The sequence below is a fragment of the Bilophila wadsworthia ATCC 49260 genome (genome assembly GCF_000701705.1).
GTDB lineage: Bacteria > Desulfobacterota > Desulfovibrionia > Desulfovibrionales > Desulfovibrionaceae > Bilophila > Bilophila wadsworthia.
On record NZ_JNJP01000096.1, the window covers coordinates 1 to 12,500 of the forward strand.

The 12,500-nt window shown below is 58.9% G+C and carries 13 protein-coding genes and 1 tRNA gene; 7 read left to right on the forward strand and 7 right to left on the reverse strand.

What is annotated here, in order from left to right:
- Nucleotides 1–66: 66 nt before the first annotated feature.
- From gcvH to T370_RS0119005, 4 genes are all read right to left on the reverse strand, one after another.
- Nucleotides 67–450 carry a glycine cleavage system protein GcvH gene (gene gcvH / locus T370_RS0118990; RefSeq protein WP_029436675.1) on the reverse strand — a complete coding sequence of 128 codons (384 nt, stop codon included), beginning with the start codon at nucleotides 448–450 and terminating at the stop codon, nucleotides 67–69.
- A 31-nt stretch (nucleotides 451–481) separates the two neighbouring features.
- Nucleotides 482–1,849, reverse strand: coding sequence for a dihydrolipoyl dehydrogenase family protein (locus T370_RS0118995; RefSeq protein ID WP_005030331.1), 1,368 nt, complete (start codon nucleotides 1,847–1,849; stop codon nucleotides 482–484).
- A gap of 358 nt (nucleotides 1,850–2,207) precedes the next feature.
- Entirely contained in the window at nucleotides 2,208–3,032 is an 825-nt protein-coding gene (locus tag T370_RS0119000) for a thioredoxin domain-containing protein (protein WP_005030333.1), read from the reverse strand.
- A gap of 215 nt (nucleotides 3,033–3,247) precedes the next feature.
- Nucleotides 3,248–3,955, reverse strand: a complete 708-nt coding sequence (locus T370_RS0119005) for a Crp/Fnr family transcriptional regulator (protein ID WP_009380056.1) — start codon at nucleotides 3,953–3,955, stop codon at nucleotides 3,248–3,250.
- 283 nt (nucleotides 3,956–4,238) lie between these two features.
- Between T370_RS0119005 and T370_RS0119010 the strand changes: the two genes are divergently transcribed.
- Nucleotides 4,239–5,681, forward strand: a complete 1,443-nt coding sequence (locus T370_RS0119010; RefSeq protein WP_005030339.1) for an aryl-sulfate sulfotransferase — start codon at nucleotides 4,239–4,241, stop codon at nucleotides 5,679–5,681.
- Nucleotides 5,682–5,835: 154 nt separating this feature from the next.
- Entirely contained in the window at nucleotides 5,836–7,335 is a 1,500-nt protein-coding gene (locus tag T370_RS0119015) for an outer membrane homotrimeric porin (RefSeq protein ID WP_029436676.1), read from the forward strand.
- A gap of 83 nt (nucleotides 7,336–7,418) precedes the next feature.
- On the opposite strand, the gene T370_RS23865 is transcribed toward T370_RS0119015, so the two are convergent.
- Nucleotides 7,419–7,814, reverse strand: coding sequence for a helix-turn-helix domain-containing protein (locus tag T370_RS23865; RefSeq protein WP_051643910.1), 396 nt, complete (start codon nucleotides 7,812–7,814; stop codon nucleotides 7,419–7,421).
- Between the two features lie 103 nt (nucleotides 7,815–7,917).
- On the opposite strand from T370_RS23865, the gene T370_RS26145 reads away from it, so the two are divergent.
- The 3 genes from T370_RS26145 (at nucleotide 7,918) to T370_RS0119035 (ending at nucleotide 8,863) form a co-directional block, all read left to right on the forward strand.
- Nucleotides 7,918–8,175: a helix-turn-helix domain-containing protein gene (locus tag T370_RS26145; RefSeq protein WP_009380052.1), complete on the forward strand. Its 258-nt coding sequence runs from the start codon at nucleotides 7,918–7,920 to the stop codon at nucleotides 8,173–8,175.
- 100 nt (nucleotides 8,176–8,275) lie between these two features.
- Nucleotides 8,276–8,563 (forward strand): helix-turn-helix domain-containing protein, encoded by a 288-nt coding sequence (locus T370_RS0119030; protein ID WP_051643911.1) that lies wholly within the window; start codon nucleotides 8,276–8,278, stop codon nucleotides 8,561–8,563.
- A gap of 51 nt (nucleotides 8,564–8,614) precedes the next feature.
- Nucleotides 8,615–8,863, forward strand: a complete 249-nt coding sequence (locus T370_RS0119035; RefSeq protein WP_248604290.1) for a helix-turn-helix domain-containing protein — start codon at nucleotides 8,615–8,617, stop codon at nucleotides 8,861–8,863.
- Between the two features lie 115 nt (nucleotides 8,864–8,978).
- On the opposite strand, the gene T370_RS0119040 is transcribed toward T370_RS0119035, so the two are convergent.
- Together T370_RS0119040 and T370_RS0119045 are read right to left on the reverse strand one after the other, a co-directional pair.
- Nucleotides 8,979–9,055, reverse strand: a tRNA-Pro gene (locus T370_RS0119040).
- 136 nt (nucleotides 9,056–9,191) lie between these two features.
- Nucleotides 9,192–10,214 carry an NAD-dependent epimerase/dehydratase family protein gene (locus tag T370_RS0119045; protein ID WP_029436680.1) on the reverse strand — a complete coding sequence of 341 codons (1,023 nt, stop codon included), beginning with the start codon at nucleotides 10,212–10,214 and terminating at the stop codon, nucleotides 9,192–9,194.
- 179 nt (nucleotides 10,215–10,393) lie between these two features.
- Here T370_RS0119045 and panB point away from each other — a divergent pair, with 179 nt between their 5' ends.
- Nucleotides 10,394–11,278, forward strand: coding sequence for a 3-methyl-2-oxobutanoate hydroxymethyltransferase (panB, locus tag T370_RS0119050; RefSeq protein ID WP_051643912.1), 885 nt, complete (start codon nucleotides 10,394–10,396; stop codon nucleotides 11,276–11,278).
- A gap of 34 nt (nucleotides 11,279–11,312) precedes the next feature.
- Nucleotides 11,313–12,167: a pantoate--beta-alanine ligase gene (gene panC / locus T370_RS0119055; RefSeq protein ID WP_029436682.1), complete on the forward strand. Its 855-nt coding sequence runs from the start codon at nucleotides 11,313–11,315 to the stop codon at nucleotides 12,165–12,167.
- Nucleotides 12,168–12,500 lie beyond the last annotated feature (333 nt).

The window sequence follows — 12,500 nt, forward strand, 5'->3', positions numbered from 1 at the left end:
TGGGGTTTGGGGAGGGGGAGGAGAAACTTTCTTCAGAAAGTTTCTCCTCCCCCTCCCCAAATATATCTATCCAACCAGCGCGGCGTATTCGGCGGCGGAAATGCGCCCGCCTTCGTCGGCATCGTCGGGTTTGACGCGGACGAGCCAACCCTTGTCGTAAGGGCTGTCGTTGAGCAGTTCGGGGGCGTCCGCCAGTGCTTCGTTGACGGCGACGATTTCACCGGAAACCGGAATGATCGCGTCGGAAGTGATTTTGACGGACTCGATGGAAGCGCAGGAAACGCCTTGCTTGAAGTGTTCGCCCACGGCGGGGAGGTCGACGAAAATGACCCCGCCGAGCTGATCCTGTGCATAGTCCGTGATGCCGACGAGCATGGTGCCGTCGGGCTCCGCTTTGGCCCAGAGGTGTTCGGAGTGGTAGGAACGGTCTTCGGGATAGGTGAGGCTCATAATGCGATCTCCTTCGGGTTGAGCGATGTTGCTATTCGGTCACAGCTACGCGGGGAGCACGGATGGCGGCGGGGACGATTTCGTCCAGCGTGGGGTGGCCGATCATGACTTCATGCAGTCTTTCGGGCGTATAGCCGCCGACCATGAGCAGCTGGGCCACGGTGACGAGGTGGGATACGCCGTGGCCGATGGCCGCGATGCCCGCGATGGCGTCACCGGCCCATACGACCTTCACGAATCCGCCGGAAGCCCCGGCTGCCTGCGCGATGGGATTCAGGGTCAGGGGGACCTGCGATACGCTTACGGACTTCCCGGCGGCAAGGAGCCCTTTGGCGGTCTGGCCGACGCGCATGATCTCGGTGCTGCCGTAAATGCAGGACGGGACCGGGCCGGGCACGTATACGCCTTTTTCGTGTCCGAGGATGCGGCGGGCGACATACGCGCCCTGATGGTCGGCGGCATGGGCCAGCAACGTAAGGCCGTTCACGTCGCCGATGGCATAGACGCCTTCGGCGGCTTCAAGATGGTCGTTCACGTCGACGAAGCCGCGGCGTTTCAGCGTGCAGCCCGCCTTTTCGCAATCAAGCCCGGCTGTATTCGGAGTACGGCCCACGGCGACCAGCGCCTTGGAGGCGGTCAGCACGCGCCCATCACCAAGGGTCAGCTCGGCCTGCCCGTCCTTCGTGACGAGCGACTTCGCCATGACGCCCGTGATGCAGGTCCGGCCCGCCTTGCTCTGGACGCGGTCCATTTCTTTGGCGATGTCGGCGTCTTCAGTAGGGGCGATGTGCGGGGCGGCCTCGACGATGGTGATTTTGGAGCCCATCATGCCGAAGAAGTCGCCAAGCTCAAGGCCGATGGCCCCAGCGCCCACGATGATGAGGCTTTCCGGGACTTCGGGAAGGTTGAGGACGCCGGTGCTGTCGAGCACGGCGTCGCCGTCGGGAGCGAGGCCGGGGAAGGACGCGCTCGACGAACCGCAGGAAAGGATAATGTTGTCAGTCGTTAACATTTCTTCGCCGGATTCGGAGCGGACGATGGCCTGCCCTTTTCCGGCGCACACGCCGCGTCCTTCGTACAGGGTGATCCCCGCCGCCGCGAGGCTTTTGGCGAGGGTCTGGCTGGAGCCCTTGAGGAAGCGGCCCACGCGGGTTTGCAGCGCCTTGTAGTCGATGTCGATGGAGCCCTTCATGGTGCGCAGGCGTTCCTGAGCCTTGAGGAGCCCGAGGGGGGCCGTTGCGCCGAGGAGCATCTTGGTGGGGATGCAGCCGCAGTTCAGGCACGTGCCGCCCCAGTGTTTGTCTTCGATGATGGCGACTTTTTTGCCGCCTGCCGCCAGTTCTTTCGCCGCCGTGGTCCCGCCGGGGCCTCCGCCGATGATGATTACGTCGTAATGCATGGGTTGCCTCGTTTTGCGTATGCCGAGAAAGAGGGAAGAAATTTTCTCGAGCGGAGCGCCCGCCCCGCCGCCGTCCGTGTGCCTTGAAAGGCCGCTGCCGGGCGTGGCCTCCGCGAGGCCGCTTTTGTTTTCCCCTTTTCCCGGGTCCCCATCCTCCTTCCGAAACCGTCGGAGAGGGGGATGGGACAGCCCGGAAGGAAGTGCTTAAAAATCTCTTCCTGTCAAAAAAATCCAGAATATCCGGCTGATTATGCCGCTTGCGAACCGTCTCGTACCTTCCCCGCCAGCCAAGCTCTGCGGAGGGAAGGGGAGCGGAAAGGGAGAGGGGCCTCTTAGGTTCCTTCCCTCCCCGGTTTGCCTACTTCGCTATATCGGCCTTGAACAAGAACTCGCGGGAGGCGGAACGGTACTTGAGCATCATGGGATCGGCCACGGGTTCGAGCCCCTGCATACCCTGCGGCATTTCGGGGGTTACGGCGGCGATGGCGTAGGGAAGCTGATGATCGCCGCAGGCTTCAAAGACCATGCGGGCCGCTTCACCGGCTTCGTCGCGGTTCGGCCAACGTGCGCCCTCGGGACCGGAGAGCGGGGTGGCGAGGAAACGGATTTCGTGGTCGGGGAACGCTTTCACCAGTTCGATGGTCTTGGCGAGTTCGTCCTTGGTGGGCGCGGAACCGTAAAGGGCTTCGTAGACGGATGCTGGGCCGGGGATGTTGAGCTGTACTTTGGCCAGCGCGTTCAGGCCGATGAGGCGTTCGAGCAGGGCGGGATTCCGTCCGTCCGTCTGTATGCAGACCGTGAGGCCGCCCTTGGCGAGCTGTTGCACCAGTTCGACGAAGTGATCTTCCTCCGCCGCCGGGCACTGGGAAAGGTAGAGGCCGGAAATCCAGCCGTGCAGCAGGTCGCTGCGCGTGACCGCGCCTTCGAGGGCGTGCCCGGACAGCAGGTAGGCGATGACTTCCCCGGAGCCCTGCTTGATGACCGTGCCGTCGTCGAACAGCGGGAACTCCACGCCTTCGGGGTTGCGGTAGATGGCCTTGCGGTTGGCGCGGTAGAAGGTGTTGAATGTCTGGGCATCAGCCTTGAAATCCACGGTTTCGTAAGCGATCTGATGTTCGGCGAGAAAGCCTTTGACGATTTTGCACCGTAGGCAGTCGGGTGCGGTATACAGGGTGATGCTCATCTGTGCGCTCCTGTGATGCCGGAAAACCGGCAGAAAGGGTTGCTTTGCAAACGGCGGTTTGCCGCCGGGTATGGACGAAAAAAGAGGCGGAATCCATCGGAACGGGGTTCCTCTGGATTTCTGCCTCTACCTATACCCGGATCCGGGACAGAAAATTGTTACCGTTGTTACTTTTTTCGCAAAAAGTTCGAAAAAAATCGGCTCCGGGGAGGAAATCAGCCCCACTCCGCCTCTTCTTGTTCTTCCAGCAGTTTTTCAAGCTGATCGAGCTCGCTCAGTTCGATTTCATGGCGTGAGAACCGCACCAGAATCCCGAGCTCGCGCAGCTGCTGCAGGCAGCGGAACAGGGAAACGCGGTGGATGTCCAGCACTGAAGCCAGTTCGAGCTGGGTCATGTCCAGAGGAAAGGCCTTGGCGTTGTTATGGCTGCGGGAGAGCTGGCGCAAAAAGCGGCAGACGCGGGCCAGCGGCGTGCCGTGCTTGATCAGGAAACTTACGCTGAACAGGTTGGAAAATTTGGTGGCCGTACCCCGGAGCATGTTCAGGATGAGATGGGGGTATTGGCGGGCGAATTCGGCGTCATGGATCAGCGAGCTGGGGAAACGGTACGCTTCGGTCCTCTCCAGCACCCGGAAACAAGCCATCGTCGCCTCGTCCCCGGTGATCACGCTCGTCTCGTTGAAGATGCAGCCCTTGCCGAAAAACATGACGACATGATCTTCCCCTGCCGCGTTGGTGTAGGTGAGCCGCACGCGTCCCTTATCTATAAAATAGAAGCAATCGGTGGTGGCCTGATGATTGTAGTGGGAACGCGGAAAAACGAGATGCGTCCCCATGTGCACAATTTCCCGCCAAGGCTCATGCAGACCGCTGTGGGAGATGATAGCAATGTGCTGTTGCGGCATTTGGATTTCTGCGGTCATAGAATCACCTCTTTCTCAATGATGGATGGGCGGAAATGTTCTTATACTTTTTATGTGAATTGTTGCACAGGTTACATTTCTGTTTTCTCATCCGTCATAAGGTGCTTTTGCGGATAAAGGAACCCCTCTGTGAAAGCCCATAGACGAAAAGCGTCAATCGTTCAAGTCTGTTCGGGAATGAGGACAGCCTTGACGTATCTCCGAAGTTTCATTTCATTTTGTTCTGCCTGGGGCGCAAGCACCGGCGTCCGGGCGCAATCCATACATAGGGCAGGAGCATCCGATGAGCGCGACGATTTTCCCCACTGGCGTTACTATCTACAATCCCGAAAAATGCTGGAGTGGTTATACCATCCTTCAGGCCGCCGAACGCGGCGCCCTCCTTATCGACATGAACGGCAATGAAGTCCGCATGTGGGAAGGCTTGCAGGGCTTTCCGAACAAAATGCTGCCCGGCGGCTACGTGATGGGGAGCCTTGGTGAACGCAATCCCAAGTATGGCCTTCAGGACCAGACCGACCTTGTGCAGGTGGACTGGGACGGCAATATCGTGTGGAAGTTCGACAAGGCTGAATACATCGAAGATCCGGGCGAGGAACCCCAATGGATGGCCCGCCAGCACCATGACTACCAGCGCGAAGGCAACACCGTGGGCTACTATGTGCCCGGTTCCGATCCCAAAACCAACAGCGGCAACACGCTGATCCTCGCGCACAAGAACGTCCACGTGCCCGCCATTTCCGACAAGATGCTGCTTGACGACGTGATCTACGAAGTGGATTGGGACGGCGACATCGTGTGGGAATGGAAGGTATCGGATCATTTTGAGGAGCTGGGCTTCGACGCCATCGCCCGCAACCTCATGTACCGCGACCCCAACTATTACACCGGGTTCGGGAACAGCCACATCGCGGGCGACTGGGTGCACACCAACTCCATGTCCGTGCTCGGCCCTAACAAATGGTACGACGCTGGCGACAAGCGCTTCCACCCCGACAACATCATCATCGACTGCCGCGACGCCAACATCATCCTGATCATCGAAAAGGCCACCGGCAACATCGTATGGAAGATCGGCCCGTATTTCGATCAGACCCCCGAACTGCGCAAGCTCGGCTGGATCATCGGCCAGCACCACGCCCACATGATCCCGCGCGGCCTGCCCGGCGAAGGCAACATCCTTATTTACGACAACGGCGGCTGGGCCGGCTATTACGCCCCGAACCCGGGTTCCCCCACCGGCATCCGCGGCGCCTTGCGCGACTACTCCCGCGTGCTGGAAATCGATCCCGTCACGCTGGAAATCGTGTGGCAGATGACGCCGAAAGAAGCCGGATACCTGATGCCGCTTGACGCCAACCGTTTCTATAGCCCGTTCATCAGCGGTATGCAGCGGCTGCCCAACGGCAACACCATGATCACCGAAGGTTCCCACGGCCGCATCTTCGAGGTGACCCCCGAACACGAGCTGGTGTGGGAATACGTGTGCCCCTACTGGGGGACGGCCCTGCCCATGAACATGGTGTACCGTTCCTACCGTCTGCCCTACGAATGGGTGCCGCAGCTTGAAAAGCCCGCCGAATCGCCCATCGAACGCCTCGACGTATCCACGTTCCGCGTGCCCGGCGCCGCCGCCCCGGGCGTGAAGAGCGCCGTAAAGATCAAGGAAGCCAAGGGGTACTTCGGCCTGTCCGCCATGTGCGTGGCTGCCGACATCGAAGAATAAGCGCATTACTAAGGATGGTTGAGGGCGGTTCTGGTTGAGAAAGGCATTTTTCCAATCCGGGCCGCCTTTTTGGTACGCCCCCGTCTTCGGCGGGGGGATCTTTCCGTCCGTTTGGGGGATGGAGCCCTGCTATTTGAGGAAGCGAGGGAAACGCATGAAGAGGCTGTGCTCACTTTGTTTGACGTTGGGGATGCTCTGTGGGGCGGCGGCGACCGCCGGAGCCGTCGAGATCAAGGCCAAAGGCACATGGGAGATTTTGTCCGAATGGAGCAACGTCGCTCCGCTGAACGGGCCGAATGATCGGTTCGCCACCTTGCAGCGCCTGCGTACGCAGGTGGAAATCATTTCTTCGAATGCCCTCAAGGGCGTCGTGTTCTTTGAAATCGGGGACACCAACTGGGGCAAGGCTTCCGAGGGCGGCGCGCTGGGGACTGACGCCAAGAATATCGAAGTCCGCTATTCGTACGTCGACTGGCAGGTTCCGAACACGGATCTGCGCGTCCGCATGGGCCTCCAGCCGATCATCCTCCCCGGATTCGTGGCGTCGGGATTCAGCCCGGTATTCGGTCATGACGTGGCCGGCATCATGTTGTCGCAGAAGTGGTCCGACGAGGTCGGGACGACGTTCTTCTGGGCCCGGCCTTTCAACGGCAACTTCGGCGGCTGGAACGGCAACGGCTCGCAGGCCAACGGGACGCCGCGGGATACCCCCGGCGACGCCATGGACCTGCTCAGCCTGATCGTGCCCATCAAAACGGACGTGATGAAGGTTTCGCCTTGGGGCATGTTCGGCTTTATGGGCACCAAGAGCCTCATGGGGAACATCAAGGGCGGCGATCCGGCGACATGGGCTCCCCGGGCCGGCCTGTATCCCATTCTTGGCAGCGGCTACACGTTTGAGACGTTCCCCTTCCGCCGGAATACGGAAACCCACGAAAACGCGTGGTGGCTCGGCATCACCGCCGAAACGAATTCTTTTTCGCCGCTCACCGTCGCCGGGGATTTCGCCTATGGCAGTGTGAAGATGGGGGAAATCCCGGGGTATGAGGGCTTTGCCGACGGCCCCGGCACGTTCAAGCTGGATCGTGCGGGCTGGTATGCCGCCGTACGCGCGGATTACGCCCTTGATTGGGCCACTCCCGGTATCATCGCGTGGTACGGCAGCGGCGACGACGGCAATCCGTACAACGGTTCCGAGCGCCTGCCTCAGTACAACACGCCGTGGGCGGTGAGCGCGCTCGGCTTCGGCGGCGGCTGGACCGATATCGCCACATGGAAGGTGCTCGGGCACAACCCCGGCGGCCTTTGGGGCGTGGTCCTGCATCTCAAGGACATCTCGCTCATGGAAGATCTGAAGCACACCCTGCGCGCCGGATACTACCACGGCACCAACAACTCCGCGATGCCCAAGGCCGCGAACATGGCCTCGTATCCTTCCCGCATCGACGGCCCGTTCGCCTATCTCACCACGTCCGACGACGCGTGGGAATTGAACGCGGACACCCGCTACAAGATTTATGAAAATCTGGAACTCGCCGTCGAGGCCGCGTATGTGCGCCTCAACCTGGATGAGGGAACGTGGGGAAAGAAGATCGTCAATGAAGTGGATAAGGATTCCTATCGCGTGAGCATTGGACTGAAGTATTCGTTCTAGTGTGTCCCGTTTATGGGGAAAAGGCCGGTGGGAGACTGCCGGCCTTTTTTGTTGGGGCATCGGATTCGATAAAGGGCAATGCGCTAAGGCTGGTTGCCGAGGCACTCCGAACAGAAAGCGTGCCCCTGCGATACGGCGATGCGCCTGACCAACTCCTCGGCCAGCATATGTGACGGCAACCGCCTGAGCGCTTCTTCATCGGCTTTGCGTGTCGTCACTTCAACATCGGTTTCGTAGCGGCTTGGCTCGGGCCGCAGCGTCATAAGGCATGGCCCCTTGCCCGTGAGTATCCACTCCGGATGCACATTTTTTACGCGCATCAAAATGACCAGCCAGCTGGAGGGCATCTTCCCGCGCCGGACGGCAGCGGAAACCGCCGACTGCGGGACGCCGAAAAAGTCGGCCAGATCGGTAGCCGTATGCTTACGGATAACGAGTTTAAGCCGTTCCATTTGAGCGTCGAAAATTTGGTTTTCCATTCGAGCCTCTCGATGGCCGTGTTATGGGTGCGACCTACTATTGATAGTCAAAAGAACTACAATAGTAGGTCGATTTCGTAAAGGGGCATTGTATCTGGGAGGAATGAAAAAGAAATATGATGAGGACAAGCTGGCTAAGACGTTTATGCCCGCAGTGATCCGGCGCTACCGTGATGCGGCGGGGCTCTCTCAGCAGGAACTTGCAGATCGGGTTGGCATTTCTAAAAGCTACATATCCTCTTTGGAGCTTGGTTATCGAGCGCCGAGTTTGAATCTGCTTGTGAAGATTGCTCAGACATTGGAGGTGAAAGCGGGCAAAATGGTCGATGAAATGGTGGAAGATGCCGAAAGGGTTCTTTGACGTTTCGCCGGTGGTTTCATGACGGCTTGGGCTATAACGGCATGAGGCCCGGCCCGGTGTCCGTGAGTATCTATTCCGTGATTACATTAGGGAGGAAGACATGCCGGGATACAGCAAGGAAGACGGTAATATTTTGAAGCAGTTTGGTGCGGCGGTGAAGGCGGGAAGGGATGGACTGGGCATCTCTCAAGAGACGTTGGCGGAAAAGGCAGGTCTACATAGAACGTATGTTGGAGGAGTGGAACAAGGACGCAGAAATGTAAGCCTGTTGAATATCGTAAAGCTCTCTCAAGCTCTTGGTGTGGAGGCAGCAAGTGTTTTTGAACACATGAAAACAATAAAAATATTAAAAATAATAAATAACAATATGTTACATCGTGTAATGTGAATGCGGAATAGATTTCATACGGCAATGGACAACGATAAAACAAAAGTCATCATGGAACTGATTGTAGCGTCGCTTCGCGAAGGGCTTGGCATGAGCCGCTATGCTTTGGCTCAAGAGGCGGGCGTTGACTATTCGTGGCTGCGGCGTTTCGAACAGGGAAAGTCCGGGATCCGGGTGGAAACCCTTATTGGGCTTGCAAAGGGATTGGGGATTCCAGCGGGAACCATTGTCGGCGCGATGGAGAAAGCGTTGGAAAATCCCGATACGTGGCTTGAGGAGCACGAAAGGAAAAGGATCTGAGGGGGCGTGAAGAGCGGCGTTGGAGATACGCTGGCAAAGGCGTTTTTTGGGGGATACAATGAGAAAAGGGAACCAACTTCCGCTGATTCCCTTGGGGTAATTCTCTTTTATGTGCTGGTCGGGATGAAAGGATTTGAACCTTCGACCCCTTGAACCCCATTCAAGTGCGCTCCCAGACTGCGCTACATCCCGGCACGCAGATGGAGATACCTTTCTCATGCCCCGCTGTCAACAAATTTTCGCGGGAAAAACGATCTTTTTTGTACGCAGTGATGTTTTGGCATTCATTTCGGCAACCTGGGATTGTCCCGCAGTATCGCCTCTGTTCCTACAGGTGGGCGTCGTACCAGTCACCCGCAAGGCGCAAGCCCTGACGGACATCGTATTCGGGCTCATAGCCCAGCAGCGTGCGCGCACGGGTGATGTCCGCCAGGGAATGGCGTACGTCTCCCGCCCGGAAATTACGGTAGGCCGGTTTGGCCTCCGCCGCTTCGGGCTTGTGGCGGACGACCTCGTCACGGATAAGCCCGAAAAGCTCGTTGAGCGTGGTCCGCTGGCCGAAGGCCACATTGTAGACGAGGTCCCGGGCGTCGTCCGCAGCATAGGATGCCAGCAGGTTCGCCTGCACCACATTGTCGATATAGCAGAAATCGCGGGACGTTTCGCCGTCCCCGTTGACGTATACGGTATCCCCCTTCGTCAGGGCGGCGAACCATTGAGGTATTACCGCCGCATACGCGCCGTACGGGTCCTGACGCTGGCCGAACACGTTGAAGTAGCGCAGGCCGATGGTCTTGAAGCCATAACTGCGCGCGAAAACCTCGGCGTAGAGCTCGTTCACGTACTTGGTCACGGCGTAGGGCGAGAGGGGCTTGCCGATGCGGTCTTCCTGTTTGGGCAGGTTGGGCTCGTCGCCGTAGGTGGAGCTCGAAGCCGCATAGACGAAACTCTTCACCCCGCAATCGCGGGCCGCGACGAGCATGTTGAGGAACCCGTCAATGTTGCAGCCGTTGGTCATGATCGGGTTTTCGATGGAGCGGGGCACAGAGCCGAGTGCCGCTTCGTGCAGGACGTGCTCGACGCCCTGGCAGGCCTGAAGGCAGGTTTCGACGTCGCGGATGTCTCCTTCTATGAAACGGAACCGCTCCCATTGCTCCGGGGTGACCAGTTCTCGTACCATGTCCAGATTGTGCTGATACCCGGTGAGGAAGTTGTCGAGGCCCACGACGCGCTGCCCGTGTGACAGCAGCGTCTGCAACAGGTTGGAACCTATGAAGCCCGCCACGCCGGTGACGAGCCATGTGCTCGGTTCTTGTTCGATACGCTGAAGAAGTTCGGTGTAGTTGGACATCAATGGCTCCAAAGAAAAGGGTTCGGGGCATGACCCCCTGAAGCCGGAAGTGTAGCCGCGCCGCCCTCCACTGTAAAGTATGGTCCTCCGCCGGTATTTTGTCTTTCAGGGCACTCCGTGATAGGCTTCCTACGTTCATGGTTTCTTTTGAGAGGTTTCATTTCCTTTTTGCCCACTCTATGAGGACGGCTGTGAGTACGTATCAAACTTTTTCCACTGACGAGAAACCGCTTTCCATCTTGGATGTACGGGATGCCAAAAACCGGCGGAAGCTGGCTATGGTCACCGCGTACGATACGCCGTCGGCCCGTATTGTGGATCGGGCCGGGGTCGATATGGTGCTGGTGGGCGATTCCCTCGGTATGGTCATGCTCGGGCGCAAAGACACCCTGTCGGTCACCTTGGACGAAATGATCCATCATTGCCGCGCGGTTGTGCAGGGAATACATCACGCCCTCGTCGTTGCGGACATGCCGTTTATGACGTATGAACCCGGGCCTGATACAGCGCTTTCCAACGCGGCGCGCCTTGTCCGGGAAAGCGGCGTCAGGGCCGTCAAGCTCGAAGGCGCTTTCCTGCCTCAGATCCGCGCGCTGGTGGGCGCGGGCATACCCGTCATGGGGCATATCGGCCTGACGCCTCAGCGGTCCGCGCAGCTTGGCGGCTTCAAGGTGCAGGGCAAGCGCGCCGAAGCAGCACGGCAGTTGCTTGATGAGGCGGCGGCGCTCGAAGACGCCGGGTGTTTCGCCATTGTGCTTGAGGCCATTCCCGCGCCTCTCGCGGCGGCGATTACGGCCCGGGTTTCCGTTCCCACCATCGGCATAGGGGCGGGGGCCGACTGCGACGGTCAGGTGCTCGTCCTGCATGACATGCTCGGGCTGTACAGCGAGTTTACGCCGCGTTTCGTCAAGCGGTATGCGGAACTGGGTACCCTGATGGAGCAGGCCGTGCGGGATTATGCCGAAGAGGTCCGCAGCGGGGCGTTCCCCACTCCGGCTCACAGCTTCAGTATGGATAAGGAAGAGCGCGCCCGGTTGGAAGATCGGCTGCGCGAAACCGAGTAACAGTTTTCTCCCTGTTATGGAGATGGAAAAGACGATGCAGATCATTCATTCTCCGGAAGCGTTGCATTCCGTGTGTGCCGAGTGGCGGCGTCAGGGGCTGAAAACGGCCCTTGTGCCCACGATGGGGTATTACCACGCCGGGCACGCCAGCCTGATTTCCTATGCCCGCTCGGTGGCCGACAAGGTGATCGTCAGCCTTTTCGTCAATCCGACGCAATTCGGCCCCAACGAGGATCTGGAAGCGTACCCGCGCGATTTTGAGAAAGACTCCGCGCTGGTCCGCGAGCTGGGCGGGGACGTGCTCTATGCCCCCGAGCCGGAAAACATGTACGCGCCCGATCACGCCACATGGGTGGAAGTGCCCGCACTTGCCAACACCTTGTGCGGCCTCAGCCGCCCCATCCACTTCCGGGGCGTGTGCACGGTGGTCTTGAAACTGTTCATGCTGGCCCAGCCCAGCCTTGCCGTATTCGGCGAGAAGGATTGGCAGCAGCTCGCCATCATCAAGAAAATGGTTTCCGATCTGAATGTGCCTGTGGAAGTCGTCGGGCGGCCCATCGTGCGTGAAGCCGACGGGCTGGCCCTCAGCTCCCGCAATGTTTACCTGACGCCCGAAGAGCGCGCCCAAGCCCCGCAGATCCGCAAGTCGCTCGAAATGGCCGCCGGTCTCGCCGCCGGGGGGGAACGCGACGCCGCCAGAATCATTGAGGCCGTCCGTGGCTATCTGGCCGAGCATCTCCCTACAGGTGAGGAGGATTACATCTCCATCGTCGATCCCGCCGTCCTGACCAAGGTAGATCGTATCAAGGACATGGCTCTGTGCGCGCTTGCCATTCGTCTTGGCAAGGCGAGGCTGATTGACAATATTTTGTTGAAGGTTGGGGAGTGAAGATGAATCGGGGGAGGGGAGAGGAAACCTTTCTGAAGAAAGGTTTCCTCTCCCCTCCCCCGAGCCCCCTCCCTTCTCCTTCCAAAGACTTTTGACTTTATCGAATCCCTGTTCGGAGAACGGGGGATACGTGGGAGTTTTTCATCTTTCTTGGTCGTGAAGAAAAGAAGCGTCTTGGAGACTTTTTTCTTGAAAGCGCATTATTTTTGAAGTGCTTCAGTTAAAAGCCTCTCAACTTTTTTCTCCGCAGTCGGAAAAGCTGAGAAAAGGGATTCGATAAAGGCGAAAGTCTTGGGAGTGGGGGATGGGGGTTGGGGAAGGGGGAGAACCTTT